This is a genomic window from Bradyrhizobium sp. Crot121 (assembly GCF_059512385.1).
The window spans coordinates 1-22,280 of the sequence record NZ_JCAMOR010000054.1; the positions used below are offsets into that span (position 1 = coordinate 1).

Below are 22,280 nucleotides of genomic sequence, written 5' to 3' on the forward strand. Positions count from 1 at the left end.
GCAACGTTCGTGACGATCGCGACCCGCCCCTCATTCGCCGTGAGACGCGCGGAGTTAAATCACTGATTTGCCCGACGGCGAAAGCGGAATGTTTTTCGCGCGAGGGCTGGACCGGGCAAATCACATTGATTCGCTTAAGGAAAATCGCGCGAACGATACGACGCCGTCATGCCCGGGCAAAAGCGCGAAGCGCGTCTTCGCGCAGATGTCCCGGGCATCCACGTCCTTTGCCTCGGTGCGCGGGAGAGAACGTGGATGGCCGGGGCAAGCCCGGCCATGACGAAGGAGAGGATTGCGCAATGCGTCCCTCAGTCATTCCGGGGCGATGCGATAGCATCGAGCTATGATGTGCAATTGCACATCAGAGAATCCATTTTTCCGCTTCCGTAAGTGGGCAAATGGATTCCGGGTTCGCGACTTCGTCGCGCCCCGGAATGACAGCGGTAGGTGTTTGGAGGCCGAGCGCCGTTTTATTCAAGTCTCACGAGCGCCCGGGTGAACCACTCACTGCCATCTTGCGATCGGCCCAAAGCTTGAGATCGCCCACCGTCAACATCTTCAGGAACGGATTGGCGGTGACCAGCTTCTCGCGGGTGGTGCGGCCTGTCACGTCGGCGGCGGCCATAAGCGAAGCCGCGTCGGCGTTTTCTGCTGCGGTCAGCAACGCCACCGCCCCTGCCGGTCCGGCGAAATGCACGAGGTAGAGAGAACCCGGCGTGATCGGCAGGCCCCGCTTGCTCAGCATTGCGGCATTTCGCTCGATCGTGCGTGCGGTGATTTCCCGGGCAAGCCCGGTATCCCGACGCAGCTCCAGCACTTCCTTGTCGCTGCGTCCCTGGACCAGATCGCGTCGGTGTCTTCGAACGGCTTCAAGCCATGTGTCGTCGAGAAACTGAGCGGCTCCGGTCGCGCTCGAGCGTTTGTTCTTCGCATTCGCATCGCCGTTTGATTCAGCCGTGATGATGCGCTCGACCAGCGCCCTGATCGCGGCCTGGTCGATCGGTTCGTCCTTCAACGGAACGTCGCGAAACAACAACAGGCTTGCCGTGACGGCGAATGCGATCGCGACCGCCAGCAGGATGGCAATGGCTTCCACTGACCACCACTGCCGCGCCGGCACGATGTTCCGACGTTCATCCGGATCAGGCGGCCTGATTTCATCAGCACGGCCTGCCGGCTTCGACATGGGCATGGACGTGGGCATGGATCTGGGCATGGGGTGGCGCGGCCCGGTATCAGCCACCCCTTCGAAGGCAAAGGATTGTTGCGCTAGGTTTGACATCCCAGTGGCAGGCTCAATGCTTTGAACAGGCCGTCGAAGGCGCCGGGCTGACAGGACTTGGCCTCGACAGTTGGTTTCGAACGCGTGGTCTTTGCCGCCTCTTTGGCAATCTCGTGCTTGGGCAGTTGCTTGGGTCGAGGTTTCGGCAGCACGACAACGGGTTTTGCGGCTGGGACCGCGCGCGCAGGCGGCTCAACGATCGGCGCGGGTTCCGGCGCAGCCGCGGCGGATTGAACCGGCGGCGCGATTGGTTCGGGCGAGAAGATCTGCTGAGCCGATGCCTGCTGTTGCGCGTGCGGGATTTCGAGCCGATCTGCTGCGGTCAGCGTATCGCCAGGGGCGGCGAAGCTCAGAGTTGCCTGAGCAAGCTCCGTCGCGACAGACTTTGTCGCCCGCGGCGGAGTCTGGATCTCCATCACCGCAAGCGTACCGAGGCCAACAAGGATGAGAGCCGCCCTCATCTGATCTCGCGCTTTCCGAGCGAAAGTCCTCGATCACGCCGGGTAGGAATGGGTCCCGAGAATGCAAATGCAATTGCTAGGGTCCAATGAGGCGGCTTGGCGGCGGACGTGAACCCTGCCGGGACCTTGATCGGAAAAGATCTGGAGTAGGGTTAACGCGGGTCTGGGAGGTAGCCTGTTGGAACAATGGCCTGCCACAAAGAATAAAGATCCCTTAACTTGCGGTGAGGGTCGTCACGCAAGGATCGCAGCCATACCTCTCACTCCGGCAGGCCCGCTTTGCGCAAACCCTCGGCAATGCGCTGAAACTCGGCAAGGAAGGTGACATTGTCGGACCACCCGTTCCCATCCTGCAACCAAAGGGCAACAGTGTAATTCGGCCTGAGCCGACGGAGTTCGGTGACGGCAGCTCGAGCTTCGCGCTCGTGTCCAGTCAGCGCACTGGCGGCAGCGAGGTCTGCGTAGGCAATCCAGAGGGCGCTCACCGCGATGGAGCGGCGGCACCAATCGATCGCCTCTTCATATTGCCCGAGATGGCTGTGCGCATGACAGATGTAGAAGTACCACGTGCTCAGCAGCGGATCACGGGGGCTGAGCTGAATTGCCATTTGAAGCGGAGCAAAGGCCTCCGCGGAACGCCCGACGCGGATCTTGGCGGCACCGAGCGCACCATGGGCCGGGGCGAGGCTGGGATTGATTGCGATTGCCTCTTCGTACTCACTGACGGCGGACTCGACGTTCCGACCTCTGGCCCGCAGGATTTCTCCCTTTACAAAATGTGCCATTGCGTCACTGGGAAACTTTGACAGGACCTGCCCCACAGCGTTCTCGGCACGTTGCAGTTGGTCCGCCGGCGCGTTGCTCCAGCGATAGTTGACCTCCATGGCCAGAGCATCTGCCAGGCCCACCAGCGCCTTGGGGAAGCCGAAATCGATCTGAAGCGCGCGCTCGAAAAGGGTGCGAGACTGCGCCAACTGCTCGCGCGAATAGGGCTGATTCAGCACAGCCCACCCGCGCATCGTGAGATCGACTGCGTCCGGCCTGTTCGGTCGCGCAAGCTCCGCGTCGCGGCTTTCCTGGTTAATCAGTTCAAGATCAAACCGCCGGGCCAGCCGTCCGGTGATGATGTCCTGAAGTTGCATCGACTTTGACCAGTCGCCGTCGACGCGCTCCGACCAGACCTCGGCGCCGGTCCGGGCATCGATCAGCCGGGCATGGATTCGAACCATCGTCTCGGTCCTGCGCAGGCTGCCGTCGAGAACATAACGAACGCCAAGTTCGCGGCCAGCGCGCTTTGGGTCGACGTTCTTGTAGGCGCGGGCTGTGTTGGGTGCGATCACAAAGCTGTCCTGGATCCGTGAGAGATCGGCGCTCAGATCGTCAGTGAGGGCTTCCGCAAAGTAATCCTGCTCGGGCTCGTTGCTTAAATTTGTGAATGGCAGCACGACAATGGACAAGCGATGCTCCTGCGGCTGCGGCTCGCCTCCCCGAAGATACCAATAAGCCGCACCGCCGCTGGTCATGAGAAGGACCAGTGCTGTCATCAGAGCCGTTCGAACGTGCCGTGCACCAAGCATCCGCCGCAGGCGTAACGGAAAGACAGCAATCGGAGACGAAACCATCGGCGGCGTGTCGGAGAGCGGCGACGAACACGGTGAGCTCGTCGCTGGATCGCTCGGCCGTATTCGATAGACGCGCACGGGCCGAGCGATATTCTTGAGCTGCTGCTCGCCGGTGTCCTCCAATGGAATGTCGAACTTGCCCCGCGCATCCTCCTGCACGCGGGCGGACACACAGATGCCTCCAGGCTCGGCGAGCGTTTGCAAGCGTGCAGCCACGTTGACCCCATCACCGAAGATGTCGCCTCTCTCGATGACGATATCTCCCTGATGAATACCGATCCGGAACTCGATGCGCTTGTCTTGGGGTAGCCCGGCATTTCGCTCAGCCATGCACCGTTGGACCTCAACAGCGCAGCGGAGTGCGTCGATTACGCTTGCGAACTCGGCCAGCAGGCCGTCCCCGGTGGTCTTCACGACCCGGCCACGATGCTTAGCAATCTTGGGGGCCACAAGCTCACGGTGGAGGAGCTTGAAGTGGGCAAGGGTGCCCTCCTCGTCCGCGCCGACCAGACGGCTATAACCCGCGACGTCTGTAGCCAGGATCGCCGCGAGTCTTCGTCGGACTCGCTCCCGCTCCACGCCTAGTCCTCCTCAGGAGGTACCTGGTGGAGATTACCACAAGTTCCCGGCCGCGGGATATCGGCTTATGCGCCGCGCATTTTCGGTTCTGAATTCTGTCATTCCGGGGCGATGCCACCGGGTCCGCGCGAAGCGCGGCCCGATGACAGGCGCAGCATCGAGCCCGGAATCCATTCCTCCGCCTGCGCTTGAGGCCCGATGGATTCTCTGATGTGCAATTGCACATCATAGCTCGCGCTGACGCGCGCCCGGAATGACGGCGGTGGGCGTGGCGGAAGGGATGGCGGATTACGCCTTGCGCATTCGCTCTTCGAGCGAAGACGCAAAGCTAATCCGCCCTACGATTCTCTTAGCCCGCAACCGCCGCCGGGATGTCGCGCTGGCGCTTCATGACGATCTTGTTGAGGGCGCCGAGATAGGCCTTCGCCGAGGCGACCAGCGTGTCCGGGTCGGCGGCGCGGGCGGTCATGGAGCGGCCGTCGTGGGCAAGGCGCACCGAGACTTCGGCTTGCGCGTCGGTGCCTTCGGTCACCGCGTGCACCTGGTAGAGCTCCAGCCTGGCGTCGTGCGGCACCAGGCGCTTGATGCAGTTGAAGACGGCATCGACCGGGCCGTTGCCCTCGGCTTCCTCGATCCGGGTCTGGCCGTCGACATCCAGCTTCATGGTCGCGCGCTGCGGGCCATGGGTGCCGGCGATGACGGTCAGCGAGGTCAGCTTGATGCGGTCGTGGGCGGCCGCGATCTCCTCGTCGAGCAGCGCCTCGATGTCCTCGTCGTAGATGTCCTTCTTGCGGTCGGCGAGCGCCTTCATCCGCGCGAACGCATCCTCGAGCTGGTTCGGGCCCAACTTATAGCCCATCTCCTCCAGCTTGTGGACGAAGGCATGGCGGCCGGAGTGCTTGCCGAGCACCAGCGACGACTGCTTCAACCCGACCATCTCAGGCCGCATGATCTCGTAGGTGGAGGCATCCTTCAGCACGCCGTCCTGGTGGATGCCGCTCTCATGCGCGAACGCGTTACGGCCGACGATGGCCTTGTTGTACTGGACCGGGAACGAGGTCGCCGCCGACACCAGCTTGGAGGCGCGCGTCAGTTGCGTGGTGTCGATCCTGTTCCAGTACGGAAACTTGTCGTTGCGTACATTGATCGCCATCACGATCTCTTCGAGCGCCGCGTTGCCGGCGCGCTCGCCGATGCCGTTGACGGTGCATTCGACCTGGCGCGCACCGCCGACGATGCCGGCCAGCGAGTTGGCCACCGCCATGCCGAGATCGTTATGGCAGTGGACCGAGAAGATCGCCTTGTCAGAGTTCGGCACCCGCTCGATCAGCGTGCGCATGAAGTGGGTGTACTCGTCGGGCGTGGTGTAGCCGACGGTGTCGGGGATGTTCACCGTGGTGGCGCCGGCCTTGATGACGGCTTCCACGATGCGGCAGAGGAAATCCATCTCGCTGCGGGTGCCGTCCTCGGCCGACCATTCGACATCGTCGATCTGGTTGCGGGCGCGGCTGACATTGGCGATCGAGGTCTCGATCACCTGCTCCGGCGTCATGTTCAGCTTGACCCGCATGTGCAGCGGCGAGGTCGCGATGACAGTGTGGACGCGGCCGCGCTTGGCAAATTTCACCGCTTCCGCGCAGCGGTCGATGTCCTTCGGATGGGCGCGGGACAGGCCGGCGATGACGGCATTCTTGGAGCGGCGGGCGATCTCGCTGACCGCCTGGAAGTCGCCCTCCGAGGTGATGGGGAAGCCGGCCTCGATGACGTCGACGCCCATATCGTCGAGCAGTTCGGCGACCTCGAGCTTTTCCTCGAAGGTCATGGTAGCGCCGGGGCACTGCTCGCCGTCACGCAGCGTGGTGTCGAAAATGATTACGCGGTCCTTCTCGGACTTGTTGGCGGTGGTCATCTGCAAAGTTCCTTTGGGTCGATCGCGCTATCTTATCACTGAGCGCTGAAGGGTTTCTGTCGTTCTCGCGCAACCCCTGAGTGCCCAGGCGCAACCGCCCAGACGGCCCTCAGGGGCCGATAAGAAGCAGAAGCCCGCCAAGAAGGAGGGTCGGCAGCGACGCAGCCGGAATCGCGGGGGCGGCTTGGGCCGTTCCCGTCAGAACTCCATCGATTTCGCTGCGAATCAGCATTGCCAGTACCCTTTGGAGGCCCAAACCATTGATGGTTGGTTGCCGAGGCCACCTCCGCGGGCCGTTTCTAGACGAAGAGAGCGGCCGGCCGCAACGGTAAAAAGATGGTCAGTGGGGCTGACCTAAATACCCGCCGCCATGCGGCTTCGTAGCCGTCAAGCCATCGTACTCCGTCATGCCCGGCCTTGTGCCGGGCATCCACGTTCTTTGCTGCCACGGCAAGGACCTGGATGGCCGGGACAAGCCCGGCCATGACGGCTGAGACCTACTTCGCCCTGTTTCCTGCCTTCGCCTTCTTCCCCGCCCCGCCCTTGCCTTCCGCCAGCAGGGCCTCGCGGACGCGTTTGAATTCGCTGCGCTCGGACTCGTCAACTTTCGGGAAATGCAGATCGAGCTTCTCGAGTGCGCTGACGATGGTGGAGCCGATCACCACGCGGGCGAACCATTTGTGGTCGGCCGGTACGACGTGCCACGGCGCGGCGCGGGTTGCGGTGTGGCGGATCATGTCCTGGTAGGCGGCCATGTAGCGCGGCCACAGCGCGCGCTCATTGATGTCGGCCATCGAGAACTTCCAGTTCTTCGACCGCTCCTCCAGCCGCTCCAGGAAGCGCGCGCGCTGCTCCTGCCGGGAGACGTTGAGGAAGAACTTCAAGACCACGATGCCGTTGCGCGAGAGGTAGCGCTCGATCGCCGAGATGTCCTCGAAGCGTTCGCGCCAGATGTTCTTGGTCACCAGCCGCGGCGGAATCTTCTGCTTGGCGAGGATTTCGGAATGCACGCGCACCACCAGGCATTCCTCATAATAGGAGCGGTTGAAGATGCCGATGCGGCCGCGCTCTGGCAACGCGATCATCGAACGCCACATGAAATCGTGGTCGAGCTCCTTGGACGACGGCTCCTTGAACGAGGTGACCTCGCAGCCCTGCGGATTGACGCCCTCGAACACACTCTTGATCGCGGAATCCTTGCCCGCGGCATCCATACCCTGGAAGATCAGAAGCAGCGACCAGCGGTCCTGGGCGTAGAGCTTCTCCTGGAAATCGTTCAGCCGCCTGCGATTGGCCTCGATGATCTCTTCACCCGCTGCCTTGTCGATGCCGCCCTTCTCATTGGTCTTGAGCGATTTGAGGTGAAACTGCTCCGACCCGTCGATGCGGAACGGTGACACAAAAGGTTTCAGCTCGTCAGCCAGCAGCTTCGATTTCTTGCCCATGGGCCCTTTCTTACCTGCTCAGATGCATCTCGATGAAAGCGGTGACGAAGCGCGGCATCGCGGCAGTGAGGTCGCTAAAATCCCGCACCAGATGGATCGCCGCCAATTCGGGGTCTTCCTGCGAGGCAAGATTGCTTTCAATGCGAGCGCGTAAGGCATCGCCGGGCATGTCGACATAGAGGACCCGCATCATGGCGATGGCGACACCGGTGAAGACGCAATCCCAATGCGCATCGGGACGATAGTCGGCAGCGGTGAGTCCGGTCTCCTCCTCCACCTCGCGTGCGACGCTGCTGGCAATATCGAGCGCCTCGCCCCTGATGTCATCGAGATCAGGCGTGCCCGACGGGAAGTAGACCCGTCCGGGGTTGGAGGTGTGATGGCCCATTTCGCCAAGCACGAACGCGCCATCGCTTGCCAGCAGCGCGCCCATGCCAAAGCCGTTGAAGACGCCCCTATCGGGAAAGCCCCAGTCGCGCCAGGCGAGGAAGCTCGCAAAATCGGTCTCGAAATAGCTCGCGCTCAGGCGCTCGCCTTCGAACGTGGCACTGCGGCCCAGCAGAACACGGCCGTTCCAGAGGTTTGGCCGCTCGCGCTGCGCCTCGGCGAAATGCGCATCGATCTCGGCGCGGCGTTCTTGTGCGAACGGCCACGCCCATGGCTGCACCTTGAGATCGAGCGCGGTAACGCGATGAATGGAAGGTGGCGTCATTGACGAGCGCTTACTTCGCACCCTGCCCTGTAGTCTTCGCCTGCTCGACCAGTCGGTTGGTGTAGGTCTTGCTGACGTCGATATTGGCCTTGGCGACTTCCGGCGACCCCTCGCTGAACACCGCCAGCACCGCGTCGGCGCCCTTCGGATCCATCTTGCCGGTCTCCGAATACATCGGAATCGTGTTCTTCAGCGCGGCGAGATAGAGCGCCTTGTTCTTGCCGACGATCTCGTCGGGCATCTTGGCCATGATGTCTTCCGCCGAATGCGAATGGATCCAGGCGAGCGTGGCAAGGATCGCGTTGGTGAGCGCCTGCGCTTCCTTCTCATGCGACTTGACCCAGGCCGCAGTCGAATAGAGCGCGCCGCCCGGATATTCGCCGCCGAACACCGCGAGCGTATCGTGCTGGGTGCGGGTGTCGCTCAGGATCTTCAGGTCGGCATGGCTGCCCTGCAGCACGGTGACGGAGGGATCGAGCATCACGGCGGCATCGATCTGGCCCTGCTCCATCGCCGCGACCGCCGTCGCGCCCAGGCCGACGCCGATCACGGAGGCGCTGGTGGGATCAAGCCCGTTCTTCTTGAGCAGATATTTCAGGAAGAAATCAGTCGAGGAGCCGGGCGCGCTGACGCCGATCTTCTTGCCGGCGAGATCCTTGATCGAATTGATCTCTGAGGTGTGCTTGGGCGACACCACCAGCACCAGGCCGGGATAGCGGTCATAGACCACGAAAGCCTGCAATTCCTGCCGCTTGGCGGCGAGATTGACGCAGTGATCGAAATAGCCCGAGACGACGTCGGCGCTGCCGCCGAGCACGGCTTTCAGCGCATCCGAACCGCCCTTGAGATCGACCAGCTCGACCGCAAGCCCCGCCTTCTCATATTCGCCGAGCTGCTTGGCCAGCACCGTCGGCAGATAGCACAGGCAGGCGCCGCCGCCGACCGCGATCGTGACCTTGCTTTGCGCTGCGGCAAGACCCGACGTCAGCACCAGCGCCAGCAGCACGCCGGCCAGGTGGCCGAACAGTTTCCTCATGATCGTCTCCGTTCCGTTGGGAGCAAGATAAAGCAGCACGCGGGCGTTGAGAAGGCTCCGCCGTCATTGCGAAACGCGGTCCCGTAGGGTGGGCAAAGCGCAGCGTGCCCACCATCCACGGTCGGTGCAAGAAAGGGTGGGCACGCTGCGCTTTTCCCACCCTACGATCTACAATGCGCGTACCGTCGGCCGCCAGACCAGCAGGCGTCGTTCGACCAGCGTCACGGCCATGTCGATCAGAATCACGAAGGCCGACAGCACGAACATGCCCGCGAAGACGCCGGCGACGTCGAACACGCCCTCGGCCTGCTGGATCAGATAGCCGAGGCCGGCGGCGGCGCCGAGATATTCGCCGACGACGGCGCCGACCACCGCAAAGCCGACGGACGTATGCAGCGAGGAGAACATCCACGACAGCGCCGAGGGCCAATAGACATGCCGCATCAATTGCCGCTCGCTCATGCCGAGCATGCGGCCATTGTCGAGCACGGTCGTGCTCACTTCCTTGACGCCCTGATAGACGTTGAAGAACACGATGAAGAAGACGAGGGTGACGCCGAGCGCGACCTTGGACCAGATGCCGAGGCCGAACCATAGCGCGAAGATCGGCGCCAGCACGACGCGCGGCAGCGCGTTCGTCATCTTCACGTAAGGATCGAACACGGCCGCGACGCGCGGCTGGCGCGCGAACCAGAAGCCGACCAGAACGCCGAGGGACGAGCCGATCACGAAAGCGAGGATCGATTCCCACAGCGTGATCGCAAGATGCTTCCAGATCACGCCGGTCGAGAACCATTTGACGATCTGGTCGAAGACGTCGATGGGATTGGAGAAGAAGAACGGCGGCAGCAGGATGCGGCCGAACAGCGGGACTGTGGTAAAGACCTGCCACAGCGCCAGCGCGACCACGGCGACCAGGACCTGGCAGAGCAAGAGCGCAGCGCGGGACATCACTCGGCTCCCGCGGCTTGCGATGATTGCGCGTAACCCTTCATCACCTCTTCCTTCAGCACGCCCCAGATTTCGCGATGCAGTTCGTGAAACTGCTTGTCCAACCGCACCTCGAAGATGTCGCGCGGGCGCGGCAGTTCCACGCGCCAGTCGCCGATGATGCGCGAGGAAGGGCCGGCCGACATGATGACGACCCGGTCGGCGAGCGCGATCGCCTCCTCCAGGTCATGGGTGACGAACAGCACCGCCTTGCGGTCGGCAGTCCAGAGTTCGAGCAGCAGATTGCCCATCACCTGCCGGGTCTGGGCATCGAGCGGGCCGAACGGCTCGTCCATCAGGAGGATCTTTGGATCGCGGATCAGCACCTGCGCAAGGCCGACGCGCTTGCGCTGGCCGCCCGAGAGCATGTGCGGATAGCGGTTTGCGAATGCGCCAAGCCCGACCGAGGTCAGCCAGGCCTGCGCCTGTTCCAGCGCCTTCGCCCGCGGCGTGCCCTTGATCTCGAGCCCGATCGCGACATTGTCGATCGCGGTCTTCCAGGGGAATAGCGCATCGGCCTGGAACAGGTAGCCGGCGTCGCGGTTCAATCCTGTGAGCGGCTGGTCGAAGATCCTGACCGCGCCCGCGGCCGGCTTGAGCAGGCCGGCGGCCACGTTCAGCAAGGTCGACTTGCCGCAGCCGGTAGGACCGACTATCGCGACGAATTCGCCATGGGCGACCGCAAGGCGCGCCTTCTCGACCGCGGTATATACGCGGGCATCGGCGAGACGAAACGCCACCGTCGCATCCTCGAGCGCCACCGCTGTGGGCCTGGCTGTGGGCTTGGCCTTGTCCACCACGTTCCCTCCCTGTTCGGGAGGATGCCTTAGCCTCTCGCGCGGACAAGTTCAACGCAGCATCGCGACGTGCTAGTTGAACTGTGATCTCTTAAGGCAGGGCCAGCGCGAGGTTTGAACGGCATTGTCCAACGGACCACTCATTGCCTACACCAAGGTCGGCAAGACCTTCGCCAATGGCGGCGTGGTCGCGGTCGACGGCGTCTCGCTTGATGTCGCCGAGGGCGAGTTCCTTGCCATCGTCGGCGGCTCCGGCTCGGGCAAGACCACCTTGCTGCGGCTCGCCAACCGGCTGATCGACGCCGACAGCGGCAACGTCACGGTCGAGGGCGAGGACGTGCGCAATGTCGATCCGATCCGCCTGCGGCGGCGCATCGGCTATGTCTTCCAGAGCGGCGGGCTGTTTCCGCATCTTTCCGTCGGCGCCAATATCGGCATCACGCCGAAGCTGCTCGGCTGGCCGGCGGCGGAGATCGCAGCGCGCGTCGACGAACTGCTCGAACTGGTGCAACTCGACGGCGGGCAATATCGGGAGCGGCTGCCGAGCGAGCTCTCCGGCGGGCAGCGGCAGCGCGTCGGCGTCGCGCGGGCGCTGGCCGCACGACCCCGCATCGTGCTGATGGACGAGCCGTTCGGGGCGCTCGACCCCCTCACCCGCGACGCGCTCGGCGATGATTTCCGCGAATTGCATCGCAGGCTCAAATTGACCACGATCATGATCACCCATGACATGACGGAAGCGCTGCTGCTCGCCGACCGCGTCGCTGTCATGCACGAAGGCAGGCTGCTGGCGCAGGGCACCCCAGCGGAGCTTTCCGAAAGCAACGATCCTTACGTCGAAAAACTCCTGCACACGCCGCGGCGGCAGGCGGAACGGCTCGGCAAATTGCTGCCGCGGGACGGCGCCGCATGAACCTGTTTTCCGATCCGCGCTGGAGCGAAGCGCTCGCGCATCTGCCCGATTATCTCGGCAACCATGTGCGCGTAAGCCTCGCCGCGCTCGCGCTCGGGCTGATCGTCAGCCTGCCGCTGGCGATCCTCGCACGCAACCGGCCAGTGCTGCGCGGCGCGCTGCTCGGCTTTGCCTCTATCGTGCAGACCGTGCCGGGACTGGCGCTGCTGGCGCTGTTCTATCCGCTGCTATTGGTGCTCGCGGCGCTGACGCTGTCCTGGTTCGGCTTCGATTTCTCCGCCTTCGGATTTCTGCCCGCGGTGCTGGCGCTCGCGCTCTATTCGATGCTGCCGGTGCTCCGCAACACCATCACTGGCCTGTCGGGCGTCGACCCGGCGCTGACGGAGGCGGCGCAGGGCGTCGGCATGACGGAACGGCAATCGCTGTTCATGGTGGAGCTGCCGCTGGCGCTGCCGGTGATGATGGCGGGCATCCGCACCGCGGCGGTGTGGGTGATCGGCACCGCGACGCTGTCGACGCCGATCGGGCAGACCAGCCTCGGCAATTATATCTTTGCGGGACTGCAGACCCAAAACTGGGTGTTCGTCGTGTTCGGCTGCCTCGCCGCCGCCGCGCTCGCGCTCGCCGTCGACCAGCTGCTGGCGCTGATCGAGAACGGCCTGCGCCACCGCAGCCGGCTGCGTGCCGCGCTCGGCGGCGTCGGCATCGCGGCGCTGGTCGCTGCGACGCTGGTGCCTGCGATGGCGCGCTCGGCATCGAGCTATGTCGTCGGCGCGAAAACCTTCACCGAGCAATATGTGCTGGCGGCGCTGATCGCGCAGCGGCTGAACGCGGACGGCCTTCCTGCGACCACGCGCGCCGGCCTCGGCTCCAGCGTGATCTTCGATGCGCTGAAAGCCGGCGATATCGATGTCTATCTCGACTATTCCGGCACGCTATGGGCCAACCAGTTCCACCACACCGAGATCCGGCCGCGCGAAGAGCTGCTCGCCGACTTGAAGTCGATCCTGGCGAAACAGGACATCACCCTGCTCGGCGACCTCGGCTTTGCGAACGCCTACGCTCTCATCATGCCGAAGCAGCGCGCGGAAGCGCTCGGCGTCCATACCATCGCTGATCTCGCCGCGCTCGCGCCGTCACTGTCGATCGCCGGCGACTACGAATTCTTCTCGCGGCCGGAATGGGCCGGCATCAAAGCGGCCTATGGATTATCGTTCCGCACGCTACGACAGATGCAGCCGGACTTCATGTATGCCGCCGTCGCCTCCGGCGAGGTCGATGTGATCGCGGGCTATACCAGCGACGGCCTGATCGCGAAATACGATCTCACGCTGCTCGGCGATCCCAAGCACGCGATCCCGCCCTATGACGCAGTGATGCTGCTGGCGCCCAAGCGCAAGGATGACACCAAGCTCCGCGCGGCATTGCTGCCGCTGCTCGGACGCATCGACATCGCCACGATGCGGGAGGCGAATTTGCGCGCCGCCGGCAATGATGGCTCCTCCTCGCCGGACGCGGTCGCGCGCTGGCTGTGGGAGAAGATCGCGACGCGGCGGCCTACAGCCCCTTGATCACACCCGCGTCGATCAGGAGGCGGTTGAAGCGGCGGGCCTCGGCGCCGTCCTTGCAGGCATAGAACAGGCCGTTGCAGCGGAGCATGATGTGCTTCTGCTCCTCGAACGAGGGATCGAGCGGAATGCCGGCGGCTTCCTGGATCACCAGCGGCAGATAGGCCGCATCGATCGTGTCCATCACGGCTGCTGATTTCACCGGTTCGAAATTGATGGCGTCGATCGCGTAATAGGTCGCGAAATAGCGCGGGTCATACGTCTCGAGCTTCTTGCCGATGCCGGCCGCATCGAGGCTCGGGTCGAGAAGATGCGGCGCGAATTCCGGCTGGTGATCGCCGTATCGAACGATCAGGAACGGCTGCGCCGGAAACTTCTTCTTCAGTCCCGCGACAAAGGCGGCGTAGTCAGTCGCGCTCATCGCCTGCCGGCGCAGATATTCATCGATGACGGGCGCGTTGCCGAGCGGGCGCCAGGACGGCGTCAGGTCGGGGCGCAACGCCGTCTTCCACGGGAAATGGTTGGCGGCGAGATAGACGAAGGTGAACTGCGGCGCGCCGGGCGGCTGCTCGGCCATCAGCCGCAGCGCCTTGTCGTAGAAAAAGCGGTCGGGCTCGACATCCTTGGCGCGGAGATCGCGCGCATCGTAGAAGCGCTGGATGCCGGTCGTGGCCTGGAAGCTGCGCGCGCTCATGAACGCGCCGAACGCCGGATAGAGCGAAAGCGTGTTGTAGCCGCAGCGGCGGAGCGCAAGCGGCAGCCCGCGCTCGACGCGGCCGGAGGCGATGCGGGTGACGAAATAGGCGAAACGGCCGAAGGAGCGCGAGGAGAGCCCGGCGAGCACGTTGTATTCGGTGAACCAGCTCGGCCCGCCATTGCTCTCGGCCAGGAATTTTCGCTCGACGCCGTCATAGGACCTGAACTGCGCGCCGTAGCCCGGCGGCACCTTGACGCCTTCGGCCGCGCGGATATCGAAGCTCGATTCATCGTGGATCAGGATGATGTTCGGCCGGCGGCCGGCCGGATGGCAGGAGTCCACCAGCGGAATCTTGAGGTGCTCGCTCGCGACCGCGTCCGACTCCATGAAGCCATAGTTGATGAAATCGGAAGCCGCCGTGACGGCGGAGCGGGCGAATTTCGAGAGATAGCCGTCGTCGTAATAGCCGCGCCAATCCTCGTCCGGCCAGGTGACGGCATATCCTGCCAGTGCGGCAAGGCATGCCAATTTGCAGGCCAGCGCCGGCAGGCGGCGGACGCGGAACGGATCGAGCCACCACAGCGCATACATCAAGGGCAGCGTGACGGCGCCTGCGCCGATCAGCGACCAGCGCAGGTTCGGGAAGATTGTCAGCAGGAAGGACGCGGTGTCGTGGTCGACCACCATCAGGTCGACGAAGTTCGCAGTCATCTGCACGACTTCGTGCTTGAACCGCGAGAGCAGCACCAGCGCCACCACCAGCGTCAGCGACAGCGCCCCCGATAGCGCCGGCCGCCGCAGCAACGCGATGAAGAAGAAGTTCAGGATGCCCCAGGACAACAGGAAGCAGAGTCGCGAGCCGAAATCGGTCTCGGTCTGCACCATGATCCCGAGCGCCGCCATCTGTGGCGCAGCGACGGCGAGCAGCCGCCAGATGCCGATCGCGGCCAAGCCGCCCGCGATCGCAGCAATCGAAGAGCCTTGATTTGGCGCGGGCGCCATGGGTGACGACGCAACATTCCCCGGCGCGGTAGTTCGCCTTGGCTGGAGGTGACCAGGAGGCGGACGACGCAGCCGGAACCCGCGTCGTGTCACAAAACCGTAATGTAAGCGTCATGAATGCGCAATGAATTTGCGGCGACAGCGTGACGCCGCGCGGTTCAGCGGTTCGCGATCCCGTCGATGAAGAGATCGATGATCGCCTCCGCGGTACGTTCGGCATCGTCATCCGCGACGCCCCAGCGCGGGAAATGACCGTCGATGTTCATGCGGGCAAAGCCATAGACCAGCGCGCGGCCGGCGATCTGAACCTGCTGCAGGTCGGACGCGCGGAGCTGGCCTTGGACAAAGGCTTCCGCCAGCGTCCGTTCAGTCAGCGCAATCAGCTCGGCATTGTCGCGCGAAACCCCGCCCGACCGGTCATGATCAAAAAAGCGGCGGCTGGAGATGATCTCGAAATGGGCTGGGTTCTTCATCGCCCAGCGCACATAGGCCAATCCGAGCGCGCGAAACCGCGCTAAGGGGTCGCCGGCCGAAGCAGTATCCAGCGCCGCCTGGATCTCGGCCCGAAAACGCCGCTGCGCCTCTTCCGCCACCGCGTTCATCAGCGCGTCGCGGCTCGGAAAATGACGGAACGGAGCGCCCGGCGAGACCCCGGCGCGGCGCGCCGCCTCGCGCACGCTGACGGCGTCCGGCCCGCCCTCGTCCACCAATTGCAGCGCGGCGTGGACCAGCGCGTGCCGGAGGTCGCCGTGGTGATAGGGCTTCGCGACGGCCGCGGACGGATTGCGGCGGCGCGGCTTTGCGGCTGAGGATTTCGTGGCGCGACGCATGTCTTTCCCTAACATCACCGGGTCGTGAATGTAAGCGGTGATTACACGGATTGACCACATCTCGGCAGGCAATGTAACCAGTGATTACATACAACAACAGCAGGGAGGCGAAACATGCCGATGGGGCCACGCTGGTTCGAAGGGTGGCGGCTGTTCGCCATCCTCACATCGATCCTGGTCGCGCTCAGCCTCTGGATCGCTGGCATGCGACAGTTCGAGGTCGACGGCGTCAGGATGGTGATCCGCTTCACGGCGCGGACTTCGCTGTTGTTGTTCTGCCTTGCCTTCTCGGCGTCCGCGCTGGCGCAGCTCTGGCCGAACGCCTGGACCCGCTGGCAGCGCCGCAACCGCCGCGCGCTCGGCGTCAGCTTCGCGGCGTCGCACGCCATCCATGCTGCGGCGATCGGCTGCTTCGCGCTGATGGACCCAGCCGGCTATGCGGCTGCGACCTCGGCCGCGTCCTACATCTTCGGCGGCATCGCTTACGCCTTCATCATCGCGATGACGGCAACCTCATTCGACCGCACCGCGGCTGCACTCGGCGCACGCGCCTGGCGGACGCTGCACCTGGTCGGCGGCTATTATCTTCTGGTGCAGTTCACGGTCTCATTCGGCAAGCGGATTCCGGAGATGCCGCTTTATGCGCTGTTCCTGATCCCGCTCATAGCGGTGTTCGGCTTGCGAATGATCGCGATGGCATCAAGGCGGACGCCGCGCGCCATCGAGGCCTGATGGCTTAAACCACGCTCATAAAGCGTGACGCAACGAAGCTAATGTCCGCTTGCCACTAAAAGCGACGCAGTTGCTGCGCAACAGCGAAATGACGCGATGGGCCAGAAGGCGACATGGCCCTGAGGGCTGGCCTTCTTAGCTGCGCCACCAGAAGGGCGGTGACACCGTTTGTCGAAGGCGGTCATATATGGTGATGCGCACTCTGGGCTATCTGATATTCTCAGCGCAGGCCCGTCCCCGGCTGCGACGACCAGCATTGGACGGCGTCTGGCACGGGAGGTGATCTTGGTGCGCAACTGGGCAAAGAGTCGAACGCGAGGTCGCAAGCTTCATTCGACCGGCGCGAAGGCGCGCGCTGGTCGAGCTAGCAAAAGCCGCGCCGATCTCGAACGACAGCTTAAAACATGCAAACAGGAGATCGCTAACGCGCGGGAGCGCCTAGTCGAGGCTACGAAGCAGCAAACTGCCACCTCCGAGATGCTGCGCATCATCTCGGATTCGCCGCTTCAGTCGGTGCTGGACGCGGTGGCCGAACATGCCGCACGCCTGTGCGACTCGAATAATGCCGAGATCTATCGCCTGGATAACAACGTTCTCCGCTTGGTGGCTTCATACGGAGAACTTCCGGTGCATATTCAAGCCCGTGGGGGATTTCCCGCAAATCGCGACAGGGTGATAGGACGAGCTGTATGTGATCGGCGGTCGGTTCATGTCCACGATCTCGCCGCCGAGGATAGCGAGTACCCGTTGGGCAGCAGTGACGCAAAACGCCAGGGCCATCGCACCACGCTCGGAACACCGTTGCTGCGCGAGCGTACCCCCATTGGAGTAATTCTGTTCCGGCGATGGGAGGTCCGACCATTCTCCGACAACCAGATCGCGCTTCTCGAGACGTTCGCCGACCAGGCGGCGATCGCGATCGAAAACGTACGCCTGCTCGAAGCCGAGAAGCAACGCGCGCTGGCGCTTGCGCACGCCAACCGCGATCTCGCACAACGCGAAGCGAAGGTACGGCGTCTGGTCGACGCCAACATCATTGGCATCTTCATTTTTGATCTTGAAGGTCGCATTGTGGAGGCCAACGACGCATTCCTACAGATGGTGGGATACAACCAGGAGGATTTCGTCGCGGGTAGCGTTCGCTGGGCGGACCTCACGCCACCGGAATGGCGCGACCGCGATGAGCGGGCGGTGACCGAGCTAAAGAAGACCGGAACGGTCCAACCGTACGAGAGGGAGTATTTCCGAAAGGACGGCAGCCGAGTGCCGATACTGATTGGCTCGGCCGCGTTCGACGAACAACGAGGCCATGGCGTCGCTTTCGTACTCGATCTGACCGAGCGCAAGCAGGCCGAAGCAGAAGCGCGACAAAGTGAACAGAAATACCGCGAGATGCAGACAGAGTTGGCGCACGCCAATCGCGTCGCCACCATGGGCCAACTCGCAGCTTCTATCGCCCATGAAGTGAAGCAACCGGTCGCCGCGATGGTGACCAACGCGCAGGCCGGACTGAGCTGGCTGGGCGCTCAACCGCCAAATCTGGAAAAAGCCTGGCAGACGTTCGGTTATATCGTTAGCGATGGTATGCGGGCGCGCGATGTCGTCGACCGGATCCGGGACATGATCAAAAAAGCGCAACCGAGGAAGCAACTCCTGAACATCAATGATGCAGTCCGCGAGGTCATTGAGCTCGTTCGCGGCGAAACGATGAAGAATGGCATTTCGGTGCACACGTTTCTAGCAGAAGGCACACCACCGTTGGAAGGCGACCGGGTGCAACTCCAACAAGTGATGCTGAATCTCGTGATGAATGCAGTCGAAGCTATGAATGCTACCAGCGAGGACGCGAGAGAGTTGCTCATCAGCACCCGGCAAACGGAACGTGACGTCGTTCTCGTCGAGGTGCGAGATACGGGACCAGGGCTGGCACCAGCGACTCTCAATCAGCTTTTCGACGCCTTCTACACGACGAAGCCCGGCGGTCTTGGACTGGGACTGTCGATTTGTCGCTCGATCATCGAAGCGCATGGGGGCCGATTATCGGCGAAGGCCAATGTGCCTCGCGGCGCGATTTTTGAGTTCAGCCTTCCCGCCGCGCCAGACCTTGCCAAGCAACCAGCTGTCGTGAGTGCAACCTAATCCCGGTGCGGCGGTGGCTATCCGCCAAAGCATGGCTGTCCAAACTAGCTCGGAGAGCCGACTCGTCCGTTAGGCAGCTTTGGGGGCATTTTCGACCGATTGAGCGGCGGTAGTCTGCTGGCTGATGTCCCCTCCGGGAGTTCACTCGCCCCCCACGAGATGGAATCTGCGGCCGAGCTGGTGATGCACGGTGATGACGGCGCGGTCGACGTCGCTGATCAGGCTGTCGCCGAGGACGACGTTCGGAATTTCCCAATTGCGGCCCGCACTCGCATGCGGCCGATTGGAGACGGCGACAACCTGCGCTGTCTCGCAGCCGGGCTGGCTGCGCAGCGCATCATTGGCGATTGCGGTCAGTTCCGCAGGGGTCTTGCCGATGGTGGACATGCAAGCTCTCGTGACGGGCGAATGCGGCAAGGGCATGTCGCCAGCATGCTCACGTTGATGGCATGAGGCCGAGGCGCTTGGCGATGATCCGGTCGAGCGTACGCTTCGGCAGGATTGACGCCACGATATGCTGCATCCGATCCGGCGCGATCTGGTAACGCACCTTTGGGTTCGGCGCCGTCAGCGCATTGAAGATGGTCTCAGCGATCTTCCCCGGCGGCAATGCCGGCATTGTTGACGAGGCCCGCAAGCGTCTCGCCATTCAGCGCGTCGCGAACCTGGCGCGCGGAAGCAAATACCGCAGCCTCATCGGTGACGTCGAAGATCAACGGCGTGAAATTGGCCCCGAACTCGGCTGTGAGCCGGTCGGCATCGGCCTGCTTGCGCACGCTGCCGAACACGCGGAAGCCGCGGTCGCGCAGAAACCTGGCCGTCGCGCAGCCGATGCCGGTAGACACGCCGGTGATCACGACCGATCTCATGACCTGGTCTCCCCTGATGTTCCCGGGGACATCTACAGCGTTTTCGAGCGAAGTGGATACCGGCTTCGCGTGAAGAAAACGCTGGATCCTTGATCCAGCCGAGCGGCTGGCACGATCCGGCGATCTTGAGTTGAATTGGTTACGTCCTGCTAACCTTCCCCGCGAGCTCCGCCCAGGACCGGGTTCCAGCTTAACGCAGGCGTAAGGTCGCGCTTGCCATCTTCCGGACCAATCAGAGAACCTGCAACAAGAACAATTCCAATGATGGCGCAACAGCCGGCCCACTCGATCATCGCCGAACTCGAGGAAGCCGTGAGAGACGGCTCGTCGGCGAAGCGGATCAAGACCCTTCGGCGGGTGACCGATCTCTTCCTGCACGACGGCGAACGCTTGAGCGACGAACAGGTCAAGGTGTTCGACGACGTCCTGTGCCTCCTGATCACGCGCGTCGAGAGCCGGGCCAAAGCCGAGCTCAGCAAGCGCCTCGCGCCGATCGACTACGCGCCGTTCGAGGTCATCCAGCACCTGGCAAAGGACGACAAGATCGAGGTCGCCGGCGAAGTGCTGGCGCATTCGATCCGCGTCTCGACGGAGACCCTGGTCGAGGTTGCCAGCACCAAGGGGCAGGACCACCTGCTTGCGATCTCCGGCCGCGCGAGCCTCCCCGAGGAGGTCACCGACGTGATCGTCGATCGCGGCGAGGTGCGCGTGATCCGCCGGCTCGCCAACAATGCCGGCGCGCGCTTCTCGGAGGCCGGCTATTCCGGCATCGTCGCGCGCGCGGAAAGCGACGACGAGCTGGTCGAAATCCTGGGACTGCGCATCGATCTTCCGACCAAGTTCCTGCGCGAGCTCTTGCACCGCGCCAAGGATGCCGTGCGCGCCCGCCTGCTCTCGATCGCACCGCCGGCGCTGCAGGAGGAGATCCGCGAGGTGCTCGACGAGATCGCGCGCGAGGAGCCTGCGGTGCGACGCGGCTTCGGCATTGCCGAACAGCTCGTCAAGCTGATGAAGGAGCTGAACGAGCTGGACGACGCGGCGGTGTTCAAGTTCGCCGAAGCGGGCAAGTTCGACGAGGTGATCGTCGCGATCGCCCTGCTCAACGACGTCGAGCCCGAGATGATCGCGCGGCTGATGGAGGGGCACCGCTCCGACCTGATCCTGATCCCCTGCCGCGCAGCCAGGCTGAACTGGCCGACGGTGGAGACGATCCTGAGCAACCGGCCGGCCGCGCAACCGATCTCGGCACAAACCATGGAGCAGGCCCAGCGCGATTTCCGCCGTCTGTCGATCGAGACCGCCCAGCGCACCGTGCGCTTCTGGCAGCTCCACAACCGGATCGAGAAGCCGGCGGAAGGGCGTGCGGCGCCGTAAACCGCAACAGTGCCGTCATTGCGACCGCAGCGAAGCAATCCATCTCACCGCTTGTGGAGGCATGGATTGCTTCGCTGCGCTCGCAATGACTTGGAGAGGGCACAGAGCACTCGCAGAAGCCGTAGGGTGGGCAAAGCACAGCGTGCCCACCATCACGAGCGGAGTGCTGAAGGTGGGCATACTTGCGTTCTGCCCACCTTACTTCTTGATCGCGCCTTAGTTCTTCGTCTTGTCGACCAGCGCGCCCTTCTTGATCCAGGGCATCATGTCGCGCAGCTTGGCGCCGACTTCCTCGATCGGGTGCTGCGCGAGCTTGGCGCGGGTGGCCTTGAACGAGGTCTGGTTGACCTTGTTCTCCAGCATCCAGTCGCGGGCGAACTTGCCGCCCTGGATGTCGGCGAGAACGCGCTTCATCTCGGCCTTGGTCTCGGCCGTCACGATGCGCGGACCGGTGACGTATTCGCCGTATTCGGCAGTGTTTGAGATCGAGTAGTTCATGTTGGCGATGCCGCCTTCATAGATCAGGTCGACGATCAGCTTCACTTCGTGCAGGCACTCGAAATAGGCCATCTCCGGCGCATAGCCGGCTTCGACCAGCGTCTCGTAGCCGCCCTTGATCAGCTCGACCAGGCCGCCGCAGAGCACCACCTGCTCGCCGAACAAATCGGTCTCGCATTCCTCTTTGAATGTGGTCTCGATGATGCCGGCGCGGCCGCCGCCGATCGCGGAGGCGTAGCTCAGGCCGAGATCATGCGCGTTGCCGGAGACGTCCTTGGCGATCGCGATCAGGCAGGGCACGCCGCCGCCACGCTGATATTCGGAGCGCACGGTGTGGCCGGGGCCCTTGGGGGCAATCATCAGGACGTCGAGATCGGCACGCGGGTCGAGCAGGTTGAAGTGGACGTTGAGGCCGTGCGCGAACACCAGCGCCGCGCCCTTCTTCATGTTGTCGTGCAGGTGCTCGCGATAGATGTCGCCCTGCAATTCGTCGGGGGTGAGCATCATCACGAGGTCGGCCCATTTGGCGGCATCCGCAACGCTCAGCACCTTGAAGCCGGCAGCCTCAGCCTTCTTGGCCGAGGCCGAGCCCGGACGCAGCGCGATCGACACTTCCTTGACGCCGGAATCCTTCAGGTTGAGCGCGTGGGCGTGGCCCTGGCTGCCATAGCCGACGATGGCGACCTTCTTGCCCTTGATCAGGTTCAGGTCGGCATCGCGATCGTAATAAACTCGCATCGTAGTTTCCTCTTGAGGGGGCCGAACATCGGCCGATGGATTTGGGCTTGCAGGTGGATCAAGACCGCCGGCGCCCGCGAATTTCCG

Annotated in this window: 19 protein-coding genes and 1 pseudogene; 5 read left to right on the forward strand and 15 right to left on the reverse strand. The window is 63.5% G+C overall.

Annotated elements, in window-relative coordinates:
• Nucleotides 1-481: 481 nt before the first annotated feature.
• The 9 genes from AC5ZGW_RS32510 to AC5ZGW_RS32550 form a co-directional block, all read right to left on the reverse strand.
• Nucleotides 482-1,243: a lysozyme family protein gene (locus tag AC5ZGW_RS32510; protein ID WP_245475092.1), complete on the reverse strand. Its 762-nt coding sequence runs from the start codon at nucleotides 1,241-1,243 to the stop codon at nucleotides 482-484.
• A 26-nt stretch (nucleotides 1,244-1,269) separates the two neighbouring features.
• Entirely contained in the window at nucleotides 1,270-1,743 is a 474-nt protein-coding gene (locus AC5ZGW_RS32515; protein ID WP_130230189.1) for a hypothetical protein, read from the reverse strand.
• 260 nt (nucleotides 1,744-2,003) lie between these two features.
• The gene (locus AC5ZGW_RS32520; protein ID WP_130230187.1) at nucleotides 2,004-3,944 is read right to left on the reverse strand and encodes an adenylate/guanylate cyclase domain-containing protein; all 1,941 of its coding nucleotides are present in this window, start codon (nucleotides 3,942-3,944) and stop codon (nucleotides 2,004-2,006) included.
• Between the two features lie 349 nt (nucleotides 3,945-4,293).
• Nucleotides 4,294-5,853, reverse strand: coding sequence for a 2-isopropylmalate synthase (locus AC5ZGW_RS32525; RefSeq protein ID WP_130230185.1), 1,560 nt, complete (start codon nucleotides 5,851-5,853; stop codon nucleotides 4,294-4,296).
• Nucleotides 5,854-6,350: 497 nt separating this feature from the next.
• Complete coding sequence (locus AC5ZGW_RS32530) at nucleotides 6,351-7,298, reverse strand: polyphosphate kinase 2 family protein (protein WP_130230184.1); 948 nt, start codon at nucleotides 7,296-7,298, stop codon at nucleotides 6,351-6,353.
• 10 nt (nucleotides 7,299-7,308) lie between these two features.
• Entirely contained in the window at nucleotides 7,309-8,010 is a 702-nt protein-coding gene (locus AC5ZGW_RS32535; protein ID WP_130230182.1) for an NUDIX hydrolase, read from the reverse strand.
• A gap of 10 nt (nucleotides 8,011-8,020) precedes the next feature.
• On the reverse strand, nucleotides 8,021-9,046 hold the full coding sequence (locus AC5ZGW_RS32540; protein ID WP_130230180.1) for an ABC transporter substrate-binding protein: 1,026 nt from the start codon (nucleotides 9,044-9,046) through the stop codon (nucleotides 8,021-8,023).
• Nucleotides 9,047-9,214: 168 nt separating this feature from the next.
• A complete protein-coding gene (locus tag AC5ZGW_RS32545; protein ID WP_130230178.1) occupies nucleotides 9,215-9,997 on the reverse strand; it encodes an ABC transporter permease in 783 nt (260 codons plus the stop codon).
• Nucleotides 9,997-10,797, reverse strand: a complete 801-nt coding sequence (locus AC5ZGW_RS32550; protein ID WP_165435583.1) for an ABC transporter ATP-binding protein — start codon at nucleotides 10,795-10,797, stop codon at nucleotides 9,997-9,999. Before AC5ZGW_RS32550 ends, AC5ZGW_RS32545 begins: the two co-directional genes overlap by 1 nt.
• 160 nt (nucleotides 10,798-10,957) lie before the next feature.
• Between AC5ZGW_RS32550 and AC5ZGW_RS32555 the strand changes: the two genes are divergently transcribed.
• Nucleotides 10,958-11,746 (forward strand): ATP-binding cassette domain-containing protein, encoded by a 789-nt coding sequence (locus tag AC5ZGW_RS32555; RefSeq protein ID WP_130230174.1) that lies wholly within the window; start codon nucleotides 10,958-10,960, stop codon nucleotides 11,744-11,746.
• Nucleotides 11,743-13,317: an ABC transporter permease/substrate-binding protein gene (locus AC5ZGW_RS32560; RefSeq protein WP_496114023.1), complete on the forward strand. Its 1,575-nt coding sequence runs from the start codon at nucleotides 11,743-11,745 to the stop codon at nucleotides 13,315-13,317. Before AC5ZGW_RS32555 ends, AC5ZGW_RS32560 begins: the two co-directional genes overlap by 4 nt.
• Here the strand turns inward: AC5ZGW_RS32560 and AC5ZGW_RS32565 are convergent.
• Together AC5ZGW_RS32565 and AC5ZGW_RS32570 are read right to left on the reverse strand one after the other, a co-directional pair.
• On the reverse strand, nucleotides 13,304-15,013 hold the full coding sequence (locus AC5ZGW_RS32565; protein ID WP_130227636.1) for a sulfatase-like hydrolase/transferase: 1,710 nt from the start codon (nucleotides 15,011-15,013) through the stop codon (nucleotides 13,304-13,306). The two genes, AC5ZGW_RS32560 and AC5ZGW_RS32565, sit on opposite strands and share 14 nt — an antisense overlap.
• Before the next feature lie 158 nt (nucleotides 15,014-15,171).
• Complete coding sequence (locus AC5ZGW_RS32570; RefSeq protein WP_130227635.1) at nucleotides 15,172-15,843, reverse strand: TetR/AcrR family transcriptional regulator; 672 nt, start codon at nucleotides 15,841-15,843, stop codon at nucleotides 15,172-15,174.
• 114 nt (nucleotides 15,844-15,957) lie between these two features.
• Here AC5ZGW_RS32570 and AC5ZGW_RS32575 point away from each other — a divergent pair, with 114 nt between their 5' ends.
• Nucleotides 15,958-16,575 carry a hypothetical protein gene (locus AC5ZGW_RS32575; RefSeq protein ID WP_130227634.1) on the forward strand — a complete coding sequence of 206 codons (618 nt, stop codon included), beginning with the start codon at nucleotides 15,958-15,960 and terminating at the stop codon, nucleotides 16,573-16,575.
• Nucleotides 16,576-16,863: 288 nt separating this feature from the next.
• Nucleotides 16,864-18,714: an ATP-binding protein gene (locus tag AC5ZGW_RS32580; protein ID WP_245474854.1), complete on the forward strand. Its 1,851-nt coding sequence runs from the start codon at nucleotides 16,864-16,866 to the stop codon at nucleotides 18,712-18,714.
• 141 nt (nucleotides 18,715-18,855) lie between these two features.
• On the opposite strand, the gene AC5ZGW_RS32585 is transcribed toward AC5ZGW_RS32580, so the two are convergent.
• From AC5ZGW_RS32585 to AC5ZGW_RS32595, 3 genes and pseudogenes are all read right to left on the reverse strand, one after another.
• Nucleotides 18,856-19,101 carry a hypothetical protein gene (locus AC5ZGW_RS32585; protein ID WP_028161811.1) on the reverse strand — a complete coding sequence of 82 codons (246 nt, stop codon included), beginning with the start codon at nucleotides 19,099-19,101 and terminating at the stop codon, nucleotides 18,856-18,858.
• Between the two features lie 49 nt (nucleotides 19,102-19,150).
• Nucleotides 19,151-19,324 carry a Rossmann-fold NAD(P)-binding domain-containing protein gene (locus AC5ZGW_RS32590; RefSeq protein ID WP_165435347.1) on the reverse strand — a complete coding sequence of 58 codons (174 nt, stop codon included), beginning with the start codon at nucleotides 19,322-19,324 and terminating at the stop codon, nucleotides 19,151-19,153.
• Nucleotides 19,320-19,583 (reverse strand): annotated as a pseudogene (locus tag AC5ZGW_RS32595) (SDR family oxidoreductase); the annotation flags it as partial. The gene AC5ZGW_RS32590 and the pseudogene AC5ZGW_RS32595, both read right to left, overlap by 5 nt.
• Nucleotides 19,584-19,844: 261 nt before the next feature.
• Here AC5ZGW_RS32595 and AC5ZGW_RS32600 point away from each other — a divergent pair.
• Entirely contained in the window at nucleotides 19,845-20,957 is a 1,113-nt protein-coding gene (locus tag AC5ZGW_RS32600) for a DUF2336 domain-containing protein (RefSeq protein WP_245474853.1), read from the forward strand.
• A 216-nt stretch (nucleotides 20,958-21,173) separates the two neighbouring features.
• Here AC5ZGW_RS32600 and ilvC read toward each other — a convergent pair whose 3' ends face one another.
• Entirely contained in the window at nucleotides 21,174-22,193 is a 1,020-nt protein-coding gene (gene ilvC / locus AC5ZGW_RS32605; RefSeq protein ID WP_028161808.1) for a ketol-acid reductoisomerase, read from the reverse strand.
• Nucleotides 22,194-22,280 lie beyond the last annotated feature (87 nt).

Bases quoted from the DNA above. Each gene is read 5' to 3' on its own strand.
- AC5ZGW_RS32515 (WP_130230189.1), bottom strand. From the start codon at position 1,743: ATGAGGGCGGCTCTCATCCTTGTTGGCCTCGGTACGCTTGCGGTGATG.
- AC5ZGW_RS32525 (WP_130230185.1), bottom strand. From the start codon at position 5,853: ATGACCACCGCCAACAAGTCCGAGAAGGACCGCGTAATCATTTTCGAC.
- AC5ZGW_RS32530 (WP_130230184.1), bottom strand. From the start codon at position 7,298: ATGGGCAAGAAATCGAAGCTGCTGGCTGACGAGCTGAAACCTTTTGTG.
- AC5ZGW_RS32535 (WP_130230182.1), bottom strand. From the start codon at position 8,010: ATGACGCCACCTTCCATTCATCGCGTTACCGCGCTCGATCTCAAGGTG.
- AC5ZGW_RS32540 (WP_130230180.1), bottom strand. From the start codon at position 9,046: ATGAGGAAACTGTTCGGCCACCTGGCCGGCGTGCTGCTGGCGCTGGTG.
- AC5ZGW_RS32545 (WP_130230178.1), bottom strand. From the start codon at position 9,997: ATGTCCCGCGCTGCGCTCTTGCTCTGCCAGGTCCTGGTCGCCGTGGTC.
- AC5ZGW_RS32560 (WP_496114023.1), top strand. From the start codon at position 11,743: ATGAACCTGTTTTCCGATCCGCGCTGGAGCGAAGCGCTCGCGCATCTG.
- AC5ZGW_RS32565 (WP_130227636.1), bottom strand. From the start codon at position 15,013: ATGGCGCCCGCGCCAAATCAAGGCTCTTCGATTGCTGCGATCGCGGGC.
- AC5ZGW_RS32570 (WP_130227635.1), bottom strand. From the start codon at position 15,843: ATGCGTCGCGCCACGAAATCCTCAGCCGCAAAGCCGCGCCGCCGCAAT.
- AC5ZGW_RS32575 (WP_130227634.1), top strand. From the start codon at position 15,958: ATGCCGATGGGGCCACGCTGGTTCGAAGGGTGGCGGCTGTTCGCCATC.
- AC5ZGW_RS32585 (WP_028161811.1), bottom strand. From the start codon at position 19,101: ATGTCCACCATCGGCAAGACCCCTGCGGAACTGACCGCAATCGCCAAT.
- AC5ZGW_RS32600 (WP_245474853.1), top strand. From the start codon at position 19,845: ATGATGGCGCAACAGCCGGCCCACTCGATCATCGCCGAACTCGAGGAA.
- ilvC (WP_028161808.1), bottom strand. From the start codon at position 22,193: ATGCGAGTTTATTACGATCGCGATGCCGACCTGAACCTGATCAAGGGC.